Genomic DNA, 15,864 nt, shown 5'->3' on the forward strand with positions numbered 1-15,864 from the left:
AAGTATACGTACTGTCTAAAGACGAAGGCGGCCGTCATACTCCGTTCTTCAAAGGCTACCGTCCACAGTTCTACTTCCGTACAACTGACGTGACCGGTACTATCGAACTGCCAGAAGGCGTTGAGATGGTAATGCCTGGTGACAACATCAAGATGGTTGTTGAGTTGATCGCGCCAATCGCGATGGACGAAGGTCTACGTTTCGCTATCCGTGAAGGTGGCCGTACCGTAGGTGCTGGTGTTGTTGCTAACATCATCGCGTAATGCGTTGAGTTAAAAACATACCACTGAAAAGGAGCGCATTGCGCTCCTTTTTTTATGGCAGTACCCCAGACGTTGACCGTATGGCGCTTTGGCTTTATGCGACCTTTTTGTTTGTGTAGCTATTGCGTAAATAATCAATTGTTATATGAAAACCCTTTACCTGAAGCGCAATGCAAACTATTCTCGTTATAGTTTATGTTGTAGGGTGAGAATGATGTTTGTATGTATTTGCCATGCTGTATCGGATAAAACCATTAAGCAGCTTGTGAATCAACAAGGCGTGACCAGCATTCGCGAATTGCGTCGGCTCACTCCGCTGGGTTCACAGTGTGGTAAATGTGTGCGTCAGGCAAAAGAGGTGATTCACGATCAGGTGCAAGTGATTACATTACAGCAAGCCAGCTAACTCAGCAGTACTGAGTAAAATTTGACAGCCTCCTTATGGGTTCTACAGTTGATAAACAGAACCCATAAGGAGGCTTTTGCCATGAAAGGCGACCCAAAATCGATTGCGTTTTTAAATACCGTGCTCGGCAATGAACTTATTGCCATCAACCAGTACTTCCTTCATGCACGTATGTTCAAAGACTGGGGCTTAAAAGTTATTGCCCATAAAGAGTATGAAGAGTCGATCGATGAGATGAAGCACGCGGACAAGTTGATTGAACGCATCTTGTTCTTAGAAGGGATACCGAACTTACAAGACTTAGGCAAGTTACGCATCGGCGAAGATACGCAAGAAATTTTTGAGTGTGACCTCGCGCTAGAGATGCAGGCACACGAAGACTTGAAAGAAGCCATTGCCTACACCGAAAGTATACGTGATTACGTCTCGCGAGATTTGTTCCAGTATATTCTCGACGATGAGGAAGAGCACATTGATTGGCTGGAGACTCAGCTAGGTCTGATTGAGAAAGTGGGACTCGAAAATTATAACCAAGCGCAGATGATTGAAGATGCGAGCGATAAAGACTAAGGCGAGGCTTACGCTATCGCGGTAGATGAACGCACCCCATGGGTGCGTTTTTGTTTGGGCTTATTTTTTAACCAAGACTTGCAATAGGGCGCGGCATCGGTATAATGCTGCGCACTGCTTAAGTCTCCGGACTTCCGACGCAGTTGTGAACCAATGAGCATCGAGGAATGGAACAGTAAACTGTTCGTTTAATGTATACTCCGCTTATGTTCGCAGTCATAATATAATGGCTGACAATGTGCCTAATTTTGGCACTACGGTTTCACATAAATTAATCGGCATTCCCTCGCTCTAGTGAGGCAGAATGGCGATATTGTTTGTGTAAAAATTTTTGAATTTGGAGCTCTGTCTCATGCAGAACCAACGTATCCGTATCCGCCTAAAGGCGTTCGATCATCGCTTGATCGATCAGTCTACCGCGGAAATCGTTGAAACCGCTAAGCGCACTGGCGCACAGGTTAAGGGTCCAATCCCTCTACCTACTCGTAAAGAGCGCTTCACCGTTCTTATTTCTCCGCACGTAAACAAAGACGCACGTGACCAGTACGAGATTCGTACTCACAAACGTCTGATCGACATCGTTGAGCCAACAGACAAGACTGTTGACGCTCTGATGCGTCTTGACCTTGCTGCGGGCGTTGATGTTCAAATCAGCCTGGGCTAAGGGGGAGTAGATAATGATTGGTCTAGTCGGTCGTAAAGTCGGTATGACTCGTATCTTCAACGAAGATGGCGTATCTATCCCGGTAACCGTAGTTGAAGTTGAAGCGAACCGTGTTGCTCAGGTGCGTAAGCCTGAAGTTGACGGTTATGCCGCAATTCAAGTTACTACAGGCGCGAAGAAAGCAAACCGTGTAAACAAGGCACAAGCTGGCCACTTTGCGAAAGCAGGTGTTGAAGCGGGCCGCGGTCTGTGGGAATTCCGTCTGGAAAATGGTGAAGAGTTCGAAGTTGGCGCTGAGCTAAACGTTGATCTATTCGCTGAAATCAAAAAAGTAGACGTTACTGGCACGTCAAAAGGTAAGGGCTTCCAAGGCGGCGTTAAGCGTTGGAACTTCCGTACTCAAGACATGAGCCACGGTAACTCTTTGTCTCACCGTGCTCCTGGTTCTATCGGTCAATGTCAGACTCCAGGTCGCGTATTCAAAGGCAAAAAAATGGCAGGTCACATGGGTGCTGAGCGTGTAACGACTCAAAACCTAGAGATCGTACGTGTTGACACTGAGCGCAATCTGCTTCTTATCAAAGGTGCAGTCCCAGGTGCTACAGGTGGCAACGTGATCGTTAAACCAGCCGTTAAAGCGTAACGTCGAGGAGATAGTAATGGAATTGGTAGTCAAAGGCGCCGACGCGCTAACTGTTTCCGAAACTACCTTCGGGCGTGAATTCAACGAAGCCCTGGTTCACCAGGTAGTCGTTGCATACGCAGCTGGTGCCCGTCAAGGTACTCGCGCTCAGAAAACTCGTTCAGACGTATCTGGTGGCGGTGCTAAGCCATGGCGTCAGAAGGGTACTGGTCGCGCCCGTGCAGGTACAATCCGCAGCCCAATCTGGCGCAGCGGTGGTGTCACTTTCGCAGCTCGTCCTCAGGACCACAGCCAGAAAGTTAACAAAAAGATGTACCGTGGTGCTCTGAAGAGCATTCTGTCAGAGCTAGTTCGTCAAGAGCGTTTGATCGTTGTTGATAACTTCTCTGTTGAAGCACCAAAAACTAAAGAGCTTGTCGCTAAGCTGAAAGAGCTTGAGCTGAACGACGCTCTGATCGTAACTGCAGAAGTTGATGAGAATCTGTTCCTTGCTGCACGTAACCTGTACAAGGTTGACGTACGCGATGCAGGTACCATCGACCCAGTTAGCTTGATCGCTTTCGACAAAGTCGTGATGACTGCTGAAGCAGTTAAACAAGTTGAGGAGATGCTGGCATGATCACTGAAGAGCGTATCCTAAAAGTTCTGCGTGCTCCGCACATCTCTGAAAAAGCAACTATGGCTGCTGAAAGCGCGAACACTATCGTGTTTAAAGTAGCTAAAGAAGCAACTAAGAAAGAGATCAAAGCGGCAGTTGAAAAACTGTTCGAAGTTGAAGTTAAGTCTGTTCGTACCCTAGTAGTTAAGGGTAAGACCAAACGTCAAGGTATGCGCGAAGGTCGCCGTAGCGATTGGAAAAAAGCGTACGTTATCTTGAAAGAAGGTCAGGACATCGACTTCGTTGGCGGCGCAGAGTAAGACGGAGGAGTAACAGCAAATGGCTATTATCAAATGTAAGCCGACTTCACCGGGTCGTCGTCACCTTGTTAAAGTGGTTAACCCAGATCTTTATAAGGGCAAGCCATACGCACCACTACTAGAGAAAAACTCTAAGTCTGGTGGTCGTAATAACAACGGTCGAATCACAGTGCGTCATATCGGTGGTGGTCACAAACATCATTACCGTGTAATTGACTTCAAACGTACTAAAGACGGTATCCCAGCGAAAGTTGAGCGTCTTGAATACGATCCAAACCGCAGTGCAAACATCGCGCTTGTACTTTATGCGGATGGTGAACGTCGTTACATCATTGCACCTAAAGGCCTAAAAGCCGGTGATCAGATCCAATCTGGTGCAGATGCAGCTATCAAGGTAGGTAACACCCTGCCAATGCGTAACATCCCAGTGGGTTCTACTATCCACAACATCGAGCTGAAACCTGGTAAAGGCGCTCAGCTTGCACGTTCTGCGGGTGCTTATGCTCAGATCGTTGCTCGTGACGGTGCATATGTCACACTCCGCCTGCGCAGCGGTGAAATGCGTAAAGTTCTTGCTGAAGGTCGTGCGACCCTAGGCGAAGTGGGTAATTCAGAGCACATGCTACGCGAACTGGGTAAAGCCGGTGCGTCACGCTGGAAAGGCGTACGTCCAAGCGTACGTGGTGTTGCAATGAACCCAGTTGACCACCCACACGGTGGTGGTGAAGGCCGTACCTCAGGTGGTCGTCACCCAGTATCACCTTGGGGTATGCCAACTAAAGGCTTCAAGACCCGTAAGAACAAACGTACCGACAAGTACATCGTACGTCGTCGTAACAAGTAATTATTATCAGAGGATAAGCCATGCYACGTTCTCTCAAGAAAGGTCCTTTTATTGACCTGCACTTGCTGAAGAAGGTAGAGAAAGCGGTGGAAAGCGGTGACAAGAAGCCTTTAAAGACTTGGTCCCGTCGTTCAATGATCATCCCACAGATGATCGGATTGACCATCGCTGTCCATAATGGTCGTCAGCATGTACCCGTTTTCGTTTCTGAAGAAATGATCGGTCACAAGCTGGGCGAGTTTGCACCAACACGTACTTATCGCGGCCACGCTGCTGATAAGAAAGCTAAGAAGCGTTAAGGGGTAAGAAATGGAAGCTATTGCTAAACATCGCTTTGCTCGTATCTCGCCTCAAAAAGCACGTTTGGTTGCGGATCAAGTGCGCGGTAAAGACGTAGCACAAGCACTAGAAATTCTAACCTTCAGCAACAAAAAAGCGGCTGATCTGGTTAAGAAAGTGTTGGAATCTGCTATTGCAAACGCCGAGCATAACGAAGGTGCGGATATCGACGATCTAAGCGTCGCCAAAGTCTTCGTTGATGAAGGCCCAATCATGAAGCGTATTATGCCTCGTGCAAAAGGCCGTGCCGATCGCATCTTGAAGCGTTCTAGCCACATCACTGTTGTTGTAGCAGACCGCTAAGAGACGAGGAGATAAAGCAATGGGTCAAAAAGTACATCCTAATGGTATTCGTCTAGGCATCGTTAAGCCTTGGAATTCCACTTGGTTTGCTAATAACCAAGATTTCGCTGACAACCTAGACGGCGACTTTAAGGTACGTCAGTTCTTGACTAACGAACTGAAAAAAGCGTCAGTATCTCGCATCGTTATCGAGCGCCCTGCCAAGAGCATCCGTGTGACCATTCACACTGCACGCCCTGGTGTGGTTATCGGTAAGAAAGGCGAAGACGTTGAGAAGCTACGCGCACATGTTGCGAAACTAGCCGGTGTACCAGCGCAAATCAACATCGCTGAAGTACGTAAGCCAGAGCTGGACGCGCAACTTGTTGGCGACAGCATCGCTTCTCAGCTAGAGCGCCGTGTTATGTTCCGTCGTGCGATGAAGCGCGCGGTACAAAACGCAATGCGTCTAGGTGCCAAAGGTATCAAAGTAGAAGTAAGCGGCCGTCTAGGCGGTGCTGAAATTGCTCGTACCGAGTGGTACCGTGAAGGCCGTGTGCCACTGCACACACTTCGTGCTGACATTGATTACGCAACTTCTTCTGCTCACACCACTTACGGTGTTATCGGCATTAAAACCTGGATCTTCAAAGGTGAAGTTCTAGGCGGAATGGCTGAAGTGGAGCAAAAGGCTGACAAGCCGAAGAAGCAGCGTAAAGGCCGTAAGTAAGGAGTCTATCGATGCTTCAACCAAAACGTACTAAGTTCCGCAAGACTTTTAAAGGTCGTAACCGCGGTCTGGCGCACGGTACTGACGTAAGCTTCGGTACCTATGGCCTGAAAGCTGTTGGTCGCGGTCGTATCACTGCGCGTCAAATTGAGGCGGCTCGTCGTGCGATGACTCGTCACATTAAACGTCAGGGTCAAATCTGGATCCGTATCTTCCCAGACAAACCAATTACTGGTAAGCCGTTGGAAGTTCGTATGGGTAAGGGTAAAGGTTCAGTAGATTACTGGGTTGCCCAAATCCAACCAGGTAAAGTCCTGTACGAAATGGATGGTGTTCCTGAATCACTGGCTCGCGAAGCGTTTGAACTGGCTTCACGTAAGCTACCGATCAAAACCACTTTCGTAACTAAGGCGGTGATGTGATGAAAGCACAAGAACTACGTGAAAAGACTGTTGAGCAGCTGAACGAAGAGCTGATGGGTCTGCTGCGTGAGCAGTTTAACCTGCGCATGCAAGCGGCTACTGGCCAGCTTCAGCAAACTCACACTCTTAAAGCTGTTCGTCGCGATATCGCACGTGTTAAAACCGTATTGACTGAGAAGGCTAGCGCATAATGAGCGAGAACATCCGCACTCAGCAAGGTCGCGTTGTCAGCGACAAAGGCGATAAGACTATCGTTGTTGCTATCGAGCGTTTTGTGAAACACCCTATCTACGGTAAGTACATCAAGCGCACGACCAAGCTGCACGTTCACGATGAATCTAACGAGTGTAACCAAGGTGACACTGTAGAAGTTCGTGAGTGTCGTCCAATCTCTAAGRCTAAGTCTTGGACATTGGTTCGCGTTGTTGAAAAAGCGCGCATCTAAGCGATTTTTCAAACAATATAAGTCAAACGGCTCTCATTTGGGGGGCCGTTTATTTTTTTATCTACCCATCCGGTCAAAATAGTGTTATTATTCGCCGCCCTTGTAATAAGGCAGCCCGACCCGAGATGGGTCTAGATGTAATAACAGCGGAGCACTAACAATGATCCAAATGCAAAGTATGCTGGACGCAGCCGATAACTCCGGCGCTCGCAGTGTAATGTGTATTAAGGTTCTGGGTGGCTCTCACCGTCGTTACGCCCATGTTGGCGACATCATCAAAGTTACCGTTAAGGAAGCAATTCCACGCGGTAAAGTGAAAAAAGGTGATGTGCTTAAGGCGGTGGTAGTTCGCACCCGTAAAGGCGTACGTCGTCCAGACGGCTCTGTCATTCGCTTCGACCGTAATGCTTGCGTGTTGTTGAACAACACGAACGAGCAACCAGTCGGCACACGTATCTTTGGCCCTGTGACACGCGAACTTCGTACTGAAAAGTTCATGAAGATTGTGTCTCTGGCGCCTGAAGTTCTGTAAGGAGCGATCTCATGGCAGCTAAAATCCGTCGTAACGACGAAGTTATCGTTCTTGTCGGTAAAGACAAAGGCAAGAAAGGTAAAGTATCTAAGGTTCTACCGACCGGTAAAGTTATCGTTGAAGGTATTAACCTCGTTAAGAAACACCAGAAGCCTGTACCGGCTCTGGGCGTTCAAGGTGGCATCGTAGAAAAAGAAGCCGCTATTGACGTTTCAAACGTGGCAATCTTTAACGCAGCAGCTGGTAAAGGTGACCGTGTAGGCTTCCGATTTGAAGACGGCAAAAAAGTACGTTTTTTCAAATCGACTGGCGAAACTATTAAGTAATTCTGGAGTAGTACAATGGCGAAACTGCATGATTACTACAAAGAGACCGTTGTAGCTGAGCTTTCTAAGCAATTTGGCTACAAGAGCATCATGCAAGTCCCAAGGATCGAAAAGATCACCCTTAACATGGGTGTGGGCGAAGCTCTGAACGACAAAAAACTGCTTGAAAATGCAGCTGCTGATATGACCGCTATCGCTGGTCAAAAGCCGCTGATCACCAAAGCACGTAAATCAGTCGCAGGCTTTAAGATCCGTGAGGGCTACCCGATTGGTTGTAAAGTAACCCTACGTGGCGAGCGTATGTGGGACTTCTTTGAGCGTCTAATCGCAATCGCAGTTCCTCGTATCCGTGACTTCCGTGGTCTGAACCCGAAAGCGTTCGACGGTCGCGGTAACTACAGCATGGGCGTTCGCGAGCAAATCATCTTCCCTGAGATTGACTACGATAAAGTCGATCGTATCCGTGGTCTTGATATTACTATCACTACCACTGCAGGTACTGATGAGGAAGGTCGAGCTCTGCTGGCTGCCTTTAACTTCCCATTCCGTAAGTAAGGTGAAGGGTTACTGTTATGGCTAAAAAATCCATGAAAGCACGTGATGTAAAGCGTGCGAAGCTCGCAGCCCGTTACGCTGAAAAGCGTGATAACCTGCGTGCGATCATCAAGAATGTAAACACGTCAGACGAAGAGCGTTGGGACGCAGTCCTGAAGCTTCAGTCGCTACCGCGTGATTCTGCGAAGTCTCGTCAGCGTAACCGCTGTAACCAGACTGGTCGTCCACATGGCTACCTACGCAAATTCGGCCTAAGCCGAATCAAGGTTCGTGAAGCTTGCATGAAAGGCGAGATTCCGGGTCTGCGTAAGGCAAGCTGGTAATTGAATCACGGGAGTAAAGACTTATGAGCATGCAAGATCCGATCTCGGATATGCTGACCCGCCTTCGCAACGGTCAGGCAGCAAAAAAAGTTGCTGTAAAAATGCCTTCGTCAAAGCTGAAAGTGGCAATTGCTGAGCTACTAAAAGCAGAAGGTTATGTGGCTGAGTACGCTGTAAGTGGCGACGCGAAGCCTGAACTGGAAGTGACGTTGAAATACTTCGAATCTAAACCAGTTATCGAGCAAATCCAACGTGTTAGCCGTCCAGGTCTGCGCATCTACAAAAAGAAAGATGAGCTACCTTCTGTGATGGGTGGCCTTGGTATTGCAGTTGTTTCAACTTCGAAAGGTTTGATGACCGATCGCGCAGCTCGCAAAGCGGGTCTGGGCGGTGAAATCATCTGCTACGTAGCTTAATAAGGAGTAGGAAATGTCTCGTGTTGCAAAAGCACCTGTCGTAGTTCCTGCCGGCGTAGAGGTGAAACTTAACGGTCAGGACATCACTGTAAAAGGAAGCAAAGGCGAACTAAGCCGTACGCTTCACGATATGGTGGCAGTAAACCAAGAAGACAACACCATTACCTTTGCACCAAGTGTAGAGCACGCTAAAGCATGGGCTCATGCTGGTACTGCTCGCGCACTGGTTAACAGCATGGTTGTTGGTGTGACAGAAGGCTTTACCAAGAAGCTAATCCTGAAGGGTGTTGGTTACCGTGCAACTGTTGCGGGTAACAAACTGAACCTGACACTTGGCTTCTCTCACCCAGTAGAACACGTTCTACCTGAAGGTGTTAAGGCAGAGTGCCCAAGCCAAACTGAAATTGTTATCAGCGGTGCTGATAAACAAGCGGTTGGCCAGGTCGCTGCTGAAATCCGCGCATACCGCAAGCCAGAGCCTTACAAAGGCAAAGGCGTTCGTTACTCTGACGAAGTTGTGCGTACTAAAGAAGCTAAGAAGAAGTAAGGTAACACTATGGATAAGAAAGCATCTCGTATCCGTCGTGCGACCAAAGCACGACGCAAGATCGCGGAAATGGGTGCGACTCGCCTGGTGGTACACCGTACTCCACGTCATGTGTACGCACAGGTTATCGCTSGTAACGGCGCGGAAGTCATCGCCGCCGCTTCTACCGTAGAAAAAGCGATCCGTGAACAAGTTAAGAGCACCGGTAACAAAGACGCCGCAGCAGCAGTAGGTAAAATCATTGCTGAGCGTGCGAAGGAAAAAGGCATCGAAGCTGTTGCTTTTGACCGTTCCGGTTTCCAATACCACGGCCGTGTGGCTGCACTGGCAGATGCTGCCCGTGAAGCTGGTCTGAAATTCTAAGGTAGGTGGAAGATGGCTAACGATAAACAACAAAGTGATTTGCATGAAAAGCTGATCGCTGTAAACCGTGTTTCTAAAACGGTTAAAGGTGGTCGCATCTTTACCTTCACCGCCCTGACTGTGGTTGGTGATGGTAACGGTCGCGTTGGTTTCGGTTACGGTAAAGCCCGTGAAGTACCAGCAGCGATTCAGAAATCAATGGAAAAAGCGCGCCGTAACATGATTACTGTTGCGCTGAATGAAGGTACTCTTCACCACGCTGTTAAAGGCCGCCACACTGGTTCTAAAGTGTACATGCAGCCAGCATCAGAAGGTACGGGTATCATCGCCGGTGGTGCGATGCGTGCTGTGCTTGAGGTTGCGGGCGTTCAAGACGTTCTGGCCAAAGCATACGGTTCTACCAACCCAATCAACATCGTTCGTGCAACGATCGATGGTCTGGGTGGTATGAAGTCTCCAGAGATGGTAGCTGCTAAGCGTGGCATGCCTGTTAACGAAATTCTGGGGTAATACGACATGGCTAAGACAATTAAAGTAACACAGACYCGTAGCGCTATCGGCCGTTTGCCGAAGCACAAAGCGACCCTGCGTGGCTTGGGCCTACGTCGCATCAACCACACTGTTGAACTTGAAGATACTCCGTGCGTGCGCGGTATGATCAATCAAGTCAACTACATGGTTAAAGTGGAGGAGTAATCACATGCGTTTGAATACTCTATCTCCGGCTGCAGGCTCAAAGCCTTCTGCTAAGCGTGTAGGCCGTGGTATTGGTTCAGGTCTGGGTAAAACTGGTGGCCGTGGTCACAAAGGTCAGAAATCACGTTCAGGTGGTTCTGTACGCCCAGGTTTCGAAGGCGGTCAAATGCCTTTGAAACAGCGTCTGCCAAAATTTGGTTTTACATCGCGCAAGAGCCTAACTTCTGCTGAAGTTCGCCTAAGTGAACTAGCAAAAGTTGAAGGTGACGTGGTAAGCCTAGAGTCACTAAAAGCAGCGAACGTTGTTGCACAAGACACCCGTACGGCGAAAATCGTACTGTCTGGTGAAATCGCTCGCGCTGTGACTGTTAAAGGTGTTCGTGTCACTAAAGGCGCTAAAGCGGCAATCGAAGCTGCAGGCGGTAAAATCGAGGAATAATTAGCTCGAGGACGAGGTACAGATGGCAAAACAACCAGGACAAAACTTCAGTAGTGCAAAAGGCGGGATCGCGGAGCTGAAAAGCCGTCTACTTTTTGTAGCTATGGCATTATTGGTATTCCGTGCCGGCTCTTTTGTGCCAATTCCTGGTATTGACGCTGCTGTACTTGCCGATCTGTTCGAACAGCAACAAGGGACCATCATTGACTTGGTAAACATGTTCTCTGGTGGTGCCCTTGAGCGTGCTTCGATACTGGCACTGGGGATCATGCCGTACATCTCGGCATCGATCATTGTCCAGTTACTGTCAGTGGTTCACCCCGCGTTAGCGGAGTTGAAGAAAGAGGGCGAATCTGGCCGTCGTAAGATAAGCCAGTACACCCGCTACGGCACGCTTGTGTTGGCAACCTTCCAAGCAATTGGAATTGCGACCGGGTTACCAAGTATGATGCCAGGTCTGGTGATTAATCCAGGTCCTGCTTTTTACTTTACTGCGGTAGTCAGTTTGGTCACAGGCACCATGTTCTTGATGTGGTTGGGTGAACAAATTACCGAACGCGGTATTGGTAATGGTATCTCGCTGATTATTTTCACCGGGATTGTCGCAGGTCTGCCACCGGCAATTGGACAGACAATAGAGCAAGCGCGTCAAGGCGACATGTCTCCGCTTCTCTTGCTAGGTATTGCTGTTATCGCGTTGGCGGTAATCTACTTTGTGGTCTTCATGGAGCGTGGTCAACGTCGTATCGTCGTTAACTATGCGAAGCGCCAACAAGGTCGTCGTGTCTTTGCAGCGCAAAGCACGCACTTGCCACTGAAAATTAACATGGCAGGGGTTATCCCAGCGATCTTTGCATCAAGTATTATTTTGTTCCCTGGCACACTTGCTAACTGGTTTGGTAAGGGTGATCAGACAAGCTGGCTGACCGACGTGTCTTTGGCACTAAGTCCTGGCCAACCGGCTTACGTAATACTTTATGCGGCGGCGATTATCTTCTTCTGCTTTTTCTATACAGCGTTGGTGTTTAACCCTCGTGAAACGGCAGATAACTTGAAGAAGTCAGGAGCGTTCGTACCTGGTATTCGCCCGGGTGAGCAGACTGCTAAATACATTGATAAAGTGATGACACGTTTGACCCTCGCGGGCGCCATGTACATTACCTTTATCTGTCTGATCCCCGAGTTCATGATGATTGCGTGGGATGTCCACTTCTACTTTGGTGGTACATCACTACTTATCGTAGTAGTCGTAATCATGGACTTTATGGCTCAAGTTCAGACTCATTTGATGTCTCAACAATATGAGTCCGTGTTGAAAAAAGCCAACCTTAAAGGCTACGGCCGCTAATAGGTTGTCTATTTACGGAGTTTAGCAATGAAAGTTCGTGCTTCCGTTAAGAAAATCTGCCGTAACTGTAAAGTGATCAAGCGTAACGGTGTCGTTCGCGTGATCTGCAGTGAGCCTAAGCACAAGCAGCGCCAAGGCTAATAGCAGAATATTTTTCTTGCAAAATGAGGTCAGGCTGGCTACATTAGCCAGCCCACCTTTTGTATGTGCAAAAGAAGTGGTTATGCCGCTGCGTATCCTCAACGGGCTCTGCAGCGGTTCTACTTGAAAAGTACTAGGAGTGAATAGTGGCCCGTATAGCAGGCATTAACATTCCTGATCAAAAGCACGCTGTAATCGCACTGACTGCGATTTACGGTGTCGGCAAAACTACCTCTCAGGCTATCCTAGCCGAAGCAGGTATTGCTGAAAGCACTAAGATCAGTGAACTATCAGAAGAGCAGATCGACCAGTTGCGTGACGGTGTAGCCAAGTACACTGTAGAAGGCGATCTACGTCGTGAAATTTCCATGAACATCAAGCGTCTTATGGACCTTGGCTGTTACCGCGGTTTGCGTCATCGTCGCAGCTTGCCACTTCGTGGTCAGCGTACGAAGACCAACGCACGTACCCGTAAGGGTCCGCGCAAACCGATCAAGAAATAATCGGGGTAGGTAAGTACTATGGCTAAACAACCAACTCGCGCACGTAAACGCGTACGCAAGCAAGTTGCTGATGGCGTTGCGCACATTCATGCGTCTTTCAACAACACAATCGTTACGATCACTGACCGTCAAGGCAACGCTCTAGCATGGGCTACTGCCGGTGGTTCAGGTTTCCGTGGTTCTCGTAAGTCGACTCCATATGCTGCACAGGTTGCTGCAGAGCGTTGTGGTGAGATGGCGAAAGAATACGGCCTGAAAAACCTCGAAGTGATGGTTAAAGGTCCAGGTCCAGGCCGCGAATCTACTATTCGTGCCCTGAACGCGGCGGGCTTCCGCATCACTAACATTGTTGATGCGACTCCGATCCCGCACAACGGTTGTCGTCCACCTAAGAAACGCCGCGTTTAATCACGCTTAGTGCTGTTTCTTAGAATATTGGAGAAAGATCATGGCAAGATATTTGGGTCCTAAGCTGAAGCTTAGCCGTCGCGAAGGTACTGACTTGTTCCTTAAGTCAGGCGTACGCGCGATTGATACCAAGTGTAAAATTGATAACGTCCCAGGCGTTCACGGTCAGCGTCGCGGCCGTCTGTCTGACTATGGCGTTCAGCTTCGCGAGAAGCAAAAAGTACGTCGTATCTACGGCGTAATGGAAAAGCAGTTCCGTAACTACTACAAAGATGCTGCCCGTATTAAAGGTAACACAGGTGAAAACCTGCTTCAGCTTCTTGAAGGTCGCCTAGACAACGTAGTTTACCGCATGGGATTTGGTGCAACTCGCGCCGAAGCTCGCCAGCTGGTAAGCCACAAAGCGATCCTAGTTAACGGCAAAGTTGTTAACGTACCTTCTTTCAAGGTTTCGGCAAACGACGTTGTTAGCATTCGCGAGAAAGCTAAGAACCAAGCGCGCATCAAAGCAGCACTAGAAATCGCTGCACAGCGCGAGCTGCCAACTTGGATCGAAGTAGACAGCAAGAAGATGGAAGGCACATTCAAGCGCCTACCAGAGCGTTCTGATTTGTCTGCTGACATCAACGAACACCTGATCGTCGAGCTTTACTCTAAGTAAGGCTAAACTAAAGAGAGGACATAATGCAGGGTTCTGTAACAGAATTTCTTAAGCCGCGTCTGGTTGATATCGAACAAGTCAGCTCTACGCACGCAAAAGTAACTCTTGAACCTCTAGAGCGTGGCTTTGGCCATACTCTGGGGAATGCGCTACGTCGTATCCTACTTTCATCAATGCCAGGCTGTGCGGTGACGGAAGTTGAAATTGACGGCGTACTGCACGAGTACAGCACCAAAGAAGGGGTTCAGGAAGATATCCTGGAAATCCTACTTAACCTTAAAGGCCTAGCCGTTAAGGTTGAGGGTAAAGATGAAGTTATCCTTACTCTGACCAAGTCTGGTGCAGGCCCTGTTGTTGCAGGCGACATCACCCATGATGGTGGTGTTGAGATTGCGAACCCAGAACACGTTATCTGCCACCTGACTGATGCAAACGCTGAAATTAGCATGCGTATCAAGGTAGAACGTGGTCGTGGCTATGTACCAGCGTCTGCGCGCATTCACAGCGAAGACGACGAGCGTCCAATCGGCCGCTTGCTTGTTGATGCAACGTTCAGCCCAGTAGACCGTATTGCTTACAACGTTGAAGCAGCACGTGTTGAACAGCGTACTGACCTCGACAAGCTTGTTATCGATATGGAAACTAACGGTACACTGGATCCTGAGGAAGCGATTCGCCGTGCAGCAACCATCCTAGCTGAACAGCTAGATGCGTTTGTTGACCTGCGAGACGTGCGCGTCCCTGAGGAGAAAGAAGAGAAGCCAGAGTTCGATCCGAWCCTACTGCGTCCTGTAGACGATCTTGAACTAACTGTTCGCTCTGCCAACTGTTTGAAAGCAGAAGCGATTCACTATATCGGTGATCTGGTACAGCGTACTGAGGTTGAGCTTCTGAAAACGCCAAACCTTGGTAAGAAGTCTTTGACTGAAATTAAAGACGTGCTGGCTTCACGTGGTCTGTCTCTAGGCATGCGCCTAGAAAACTGGCCGCCAGCATCAATCGCTGAAGATTAATCAGATACTGATTATTTAGTTAGAAGGATTAGGTCATGCGCCATCGTAAGAGTGGTCGTCAACTCAATCGCAACAGCAGCCATCGTAAAGCGATGTTCAGCAACATGGCTAGCTCGCTGGTAACTCACGAAGTTATCAAAACAACTCTGCCTAAGGCAAAAGAGCTGCGTCGCGTCATTGAACCGTTGATTACCCTAGCTAAGAACGACAGTGTTGCTAACCGTCGTCTTGCATTCGCTCGTACTCGTAACGACGAAGTTGTAGCGAAGCTTTTCAATGAACTCGGCCCACGTTTTGCTTCACGTGCTGGCGGTTACACTCGCATTCTTAAATGCGGTGTTCGCTCAGGTGATAAAGCCCCTATGGCTTACATCGAGCTCGTTGATCGCCCAGAGCAAAAAGCTGAGGAAGCTGCAGAGTAATTCTTTACTCTTGCAGATAAGCTAGAAAAGCCAGGCCTTGTGCCTGGCTTTTTCTTTATCTATCAGGTGCTTCGTCAATCCTTTAGCGCAACCCATCCGCTTTTATGCCTTCAACCAAGCTTAATATAGGTATTAAAAGCGTCATTTTAGCTGTTTTCGTTGGTTATTCGCGCAAAGTGCCCAAAAAGAGCACATTCGATAAAAAAGATGTGATTTAGTGTTGACGGGGGTCACAATTTCTATAGAATGCCGCCCTACTTAACGCAGACAACGCGTTAGGGGAGTCAAAAAGAGGTTTTGTTTTCGCCGGTTGGCATCAACAAAAAGATAAAATTTCTTCTTGACTTCATCGGCAAGGCGAGTAATATACGCAGCCCTGACCGAGCGAAGCAACGCTTCGCAAGTCAACGCTCTTTAACAATTTGACCTATGCAATCTGTGTGGGCACTCGTTGAGAATAGACAAAAAGATTTATTCGATGAACTGAGTGACCAAACGACAACTTTTATAGTTGTTCGGCACAGTCAATTCGTTTTTCTCTTCGGAGAGRAACAGTAATCAGTATTCATTGAGCTGAAACTTCGGTTTCGAAAAAACTTTAATTGAAGAGTTTGATCATGGCTCAGATTGAACGCTGGCGGCAGG

Annotated in this window: 30 protein-coding genes and 1 pseudogene; all 31 read left to right on the forward strand. The window is 48.5% G+C overall.

All coding sequences use genetic code 11. From position 1 onward, the window contains the following. A pseudogene (locus BZG83_RS13295) lies at positions 1-263 on the forward strand (hypothetical protein); the annotation flags it as partial. Between the two features lie 214 nt (positions 264-477). Next, positions 478-669 carry a bacterioferritin-associated ferredoxin gene (gene bfd, locus BZG83_RS13300; protein ID WP_069590747.1) on the forward strand — a complete coding sequence of 64 codons (192 nt, stop codon included), beginning with the start codon at positions 478-480 and terminating at the stop codon, positions 667-669. 81 nt (positions 670-750) lie between these two features. Continuing rightward, complete coding sequence (gene bfr, locus BZG83_RS13305; protein ID WP_069590751.1) at positions 751-1,239, forward strand: bacterioferritin; 489 nt, start codon at positions 751-753, stop codon at positions 1,237-1,239. Positions 1,240-1,591: 352 nt separating this feature from the next. Next, a complete protein-coding gene (gene rpsJ, locus BZG83_RS13310; RefSeq protein WP_002541412.1) occupies positions 1,592-1,903 on the forward strand; it encodes a 30S ribosomal protein S10 in 312 nt (103 codons plus the stop codon). A gap of 13 nt (positions 1,904-1,916) precedes the next feature. Continuing rightward, on the forward strand, positions 1,917-2,546 hold the full coding sequence (gene rplC, locus BZG83_RS13315; protein WP_069590754.1) for a 50S ribosomal protein L3: 630 nt from the start codon (positions 1,917-1,919) through the stop codon (positions 2,544-2,546). Between the two features lie 16 nt (positions 2,547-2,562). Continuing rightward, entirely contained in the window at positions 2,563-3,165 is a 603-nt protein-coding gene (gene rplD / locus BZG83_RS13320) for a 50S ribosomal protein L4 (protein ID WP_069590755.1), read from the forward strand. Beyond that, a complete protein-coding gene (gene rplW, locus BZG83_RS13325) occupies positions 3,162-3,464 on the forward strand; it encodes a 50S ribosomal protein L23 (protein ID WP_069590756.1) in 303 nt (100 codons plus the stop codon). Before rplD ends, rplW begins: the two co-directional genes overlap by 4 nt. Before the next feature lie 19 nt (positions 3,465-3,483). Continuing rightward, positions 3,484-4,308 carry a 50S ribosomal protein L2 gene (gene rplB / locus BZG83_RS13330; RefSeq protein WP_069590757.1) on the forward strand — a complete coding sequence of 275 codons (825 nt, stop codon included), beginning with the start codon at positions 3,484-3,486 and terminating at the stop codon, positions 4,306-4,308. 20 nt (positions 4,309-4,328) lie between these two features. Further along, positions 4,329-4,607 (forward strand): 30S ribosomal protein S19, encoded by a 279-nt coding sequence (rpsS, locus tag BZG83_RS13335; RefSeq protein ID WP_077481250.1) that lies wholly within the window; start codon positions 4,329-4,331, stop codon positions 4,605-4,607. Between the two features lie 10 nt (positions 4,608-4,617). Continuing rightward, a complete protein-coding gene (rplV, locus tag BZG83_RS13340; RefSeq protein ID WP_069590759.1) occupies positions 4,618-4,950 on the forward strand; it encodes a 50S ribosomal protein L22 in 333 nt (110 codons plus the stop codon). Positions 4,951-4,969: 19 nt separating this feature from the next. Further along, positions 4,970-5,659 (forward strand): 30S ribosomal protein S3, encoded by a 690-nt coding sequence (rpsC, locus tag BZG83_RS13345; RefSeq protein ID WP_069590761.1) that lies wholly within the window; start codon positions 4,970-4,972, stop codon positions 5,657-5,659. Positions 5,660-5,670: 11 nt separating this feature from the next. Further along, a complete protein-coding gene (gene rplP, locus BZG83_RS13350; protein WP_069590764.1) occupies positions 5,671-6,081 on the forward strand; it encodes a 50S ribosomal protein L16 in 411 nt (136 codons plus the stop codon). Next, positions 6,081-6,272: a 50S ribosomal protein L29 gene (gene rpmC / locus BZG83_RS13355; protein ID WP_069590766.1), complete on the forward strand. Its 192-nt coding sequence runs from the start codon at positions 6,081-6,083 to the stop codon at positions 6,270-6,272. The genes rplP and rpmC overlap by 1 nt, the downstream gene beginning before the upstream one ends. Beyond that, the gene (gene rpsQ, locus BZG83_RS13360; protein WP_077481252.1) at positions 6,272-6,526 is read left to right on the forward strand and encodes a 30S ribosomal protein S17; all 255 of its coding nucleotides are present in this window, start codon (positions 6,272-6,274) and stop codon (positions 6,524-6,526) included. Before rpmC ends, rpsQ begins: the two co-directional genes overlap by 1 nt. A gap of 160 nt (positions 6,527-6,686) precedes the next feature. Further along, positions 6,687-7,058, forward strand: coding sequence for a 50S ribosomal protein L14 (gene rplN / locus BZG83_RS13365; protein WP_069590770.1), 372 nt, complete (start codon positions 6,687-6,689; stop codon positions 7,056-7,058). 11 nt (positions 7,059-7,069) lie between these two features. After that, positions 7,070-7,384 (forward strand): 50S ribosomal protein L24, encoded by a 315-nt coding sequence (gene rplX, locus BZG83_RS13370; protein WP_069590772.1) that lies wholly within the window; start codon positions 7,070-7,072, stop codon positions 7,382-7,384. 15 nt (positions 7,385-7,399) lie between these two features. Next, positions 7,400-7,939 carry a 50S ribosomal protein L5 gene (gene rplE, locus BZG83_RS13375; RefSeq protein ID WP_077458125.1) on the forward strand — a complete coding sequence of 180 codons (540 nt, stop codon included), beginning with the start codon at positions 7,400-7,402 and terminating at the stop codon, positions 7,937-7,939. A gap of 17 nt (positions 7,940-7,956) precedes the next feature. Beyond that, positions 7,957-8,262, forward strand: coding sequence for a 30S ribosomal protein S14 (rpsN, locus tag BZG83_RS13380; protein ID WP_069590785.1), 306 nt, complete (start codon positions 7,957-7,959; stop codon positions 8,260-8,262). Between the two features lie 23 nt (positions 8,263-8,285). Beyond that, entirely contained in the window at positions 8,286-8,678 is a 393-nt protein-coding gene (gene rpsH, locus BZG83_RS13385; protein WP_069590786.1) for a 30S ribosomal protein S8, read from the forward strand. A gap of 13 nt (positions 8,679-8,691) precedes the next feature. Continuing rightward, positions 8,692-9,225 carry a 50S ribosomal protein L6 gene (rplF, locus tag BZG83_RS13390; RefSeq protein WP_077481254.1) on the forward strand — a complete coding sequence of 178 codons (534 nt, stop codon included), beginning with the start codon at positions 8,692-8,694 and terminating at the stop codon, positions 9,223-9,225. A gap of 9 nt (positions 9,226-9,234) precedes the next feature. Next, positions 9,235-9,588 (forward strand): 50S ribosomal protein L18, encoded by a 354-nt coding sequence (gene rplR, locus BZG83_RS13395; protein ID WP_077481256.1) that lies wholly within the window; start codon positions 9,235-9,237, stop codon positions 9,586-9,588. A 12-nt stretch (positions 9,589-9,600) separates the two neighbouring features. Continuing rightward, positions 9,601-10,098, forward strand: coding sequence for a 30S ribosomal protein S5 (gene rpsE / locus BZG83_RS13400; protein WP_077458131.1), 498 nt, complete (start codon positions 9,601-9,603; stop codon positions 10,096-10,098). 6 nt (positions 10,099-10,104) lie between these two features. Beyond that, positions 10,105-10,284: a 50S ribosomal protein L30 gene (gene rpmD / locus BZG83_RS13405; RefSeq protein ID WP_069590791.1), complete on the forward strand. Its 180-nt coding sequence runs from the start codon at positions 10,105-10,107 to the stop codon at positions 10,282-10,284. Between the two features lie 4 nt (positions 10,285-10,288). After that, complete coding sequence (rplO, locus tag BZG83_RS13410) at positions 10,289-10,723, forward strand: 50S ribosomal protein L15 (RefSeq protein WP_077458133.1); 435 nt, start codon at positions 10,289-10,291, stop codon at positions 10,721-10,723. A gap of 22 nt (positions 10,724-10,745) precedes the next feature. Next, entirely contained in the window at positions 10,746-12,071 is a 1,326-nt protein-coding gene (secY, locus tag BZG83_RS13415) for a preprotein translocase subunit SecY (RefSeq protein WP_069590794.1), read from the forward strand. A 27-nt stretch (positions 12,072-12,098) separates the two neighbouring features. Continuing rightward, positions 12,099-12,212: a 50S ribosomal protein L36 gene (gene rpmJ, locus BZG83_RS13420; RefSeq protein WP_000868186.1), complete on the forward strand. Its 114-nt coding sequence runs from the start codon at positions 12,099-12,101 to the stop codon at positions 12,210-12,212. A gap of 146 nt (positions 12,213-12,358) precedes the next feature. After that, positions 12,359-12,715: a 30S ribosomal protein S13 gene (gene rpsM / locus BZG83_RS13425; protein ID WP_069590796.1), complete on the forward strand. Its 357-nt coding sequence runs from the start codon at positions 12,359-12,361 to the stop codon at positions 12,713-12,715. Positions 12,716-12,733: 18 nt separating this feature from the next. Continuing rightward, positions 12,734-13,123 carry a 30S ribosomal protein S11 gene (gene rpsK, locus BZG83_RS13430; protein WP_069590798.1) on the forward strand — a complete coding sequence of 130 codons (390 nt, stop codon included), beginning with the start codon at positions 12,734-12,736 and terminating at the stop codon, positions 13,121-13,123. A gap of 40 nt (positions 13,124-13,163) precedes the next feature. Continuing rightward, entirely contained in the window at positions 13,164-13,784 is a 621-nt protein-coding gene (rpsD, locus tag BZG83_RS13435) for a 30S ribosomal protein S4 (RefSeq protein WP_069590800.1), read from the forward strand. Positions 13,785-13,807: 23 nt separating this feature from the next. Continuing rightward, entirely contained in the window at positions 13,808-14,797 is a 990-nt protein-coding gene (locus tag BZG83_RS13440) for a DNA-directed RNA polymerase subunit alpha (RefSeq protein WP_077481258.1), read from the forward strand. A gap of 35 nt (positions 14,798-14,832) precedes the next feature. Next, positions 14,833-15,219, forward strand: coding sequence for a 50S ribosomal protein L17 (rplQ, locus tag BZG83_RS13445; RefSeq protein ID WP_069590805.1), 387 nt, complete (start codon positions 14,833-14,835; stop codon positions 15,217-15,219). Positions 15,220-15,864: the final 645 nt, after the last annotated feature.

It is taken from the genome of Salinivibrio sp. PR919 (genome assembly GCF_001995355.1).
Taxonomy (GTDB): Bacteria; Pseudomonadota; Gammaproteobacteria; order Enterobacterales; family Vibrionaceae; genus Salinivibrio; species Salinivibrio proteolyticus.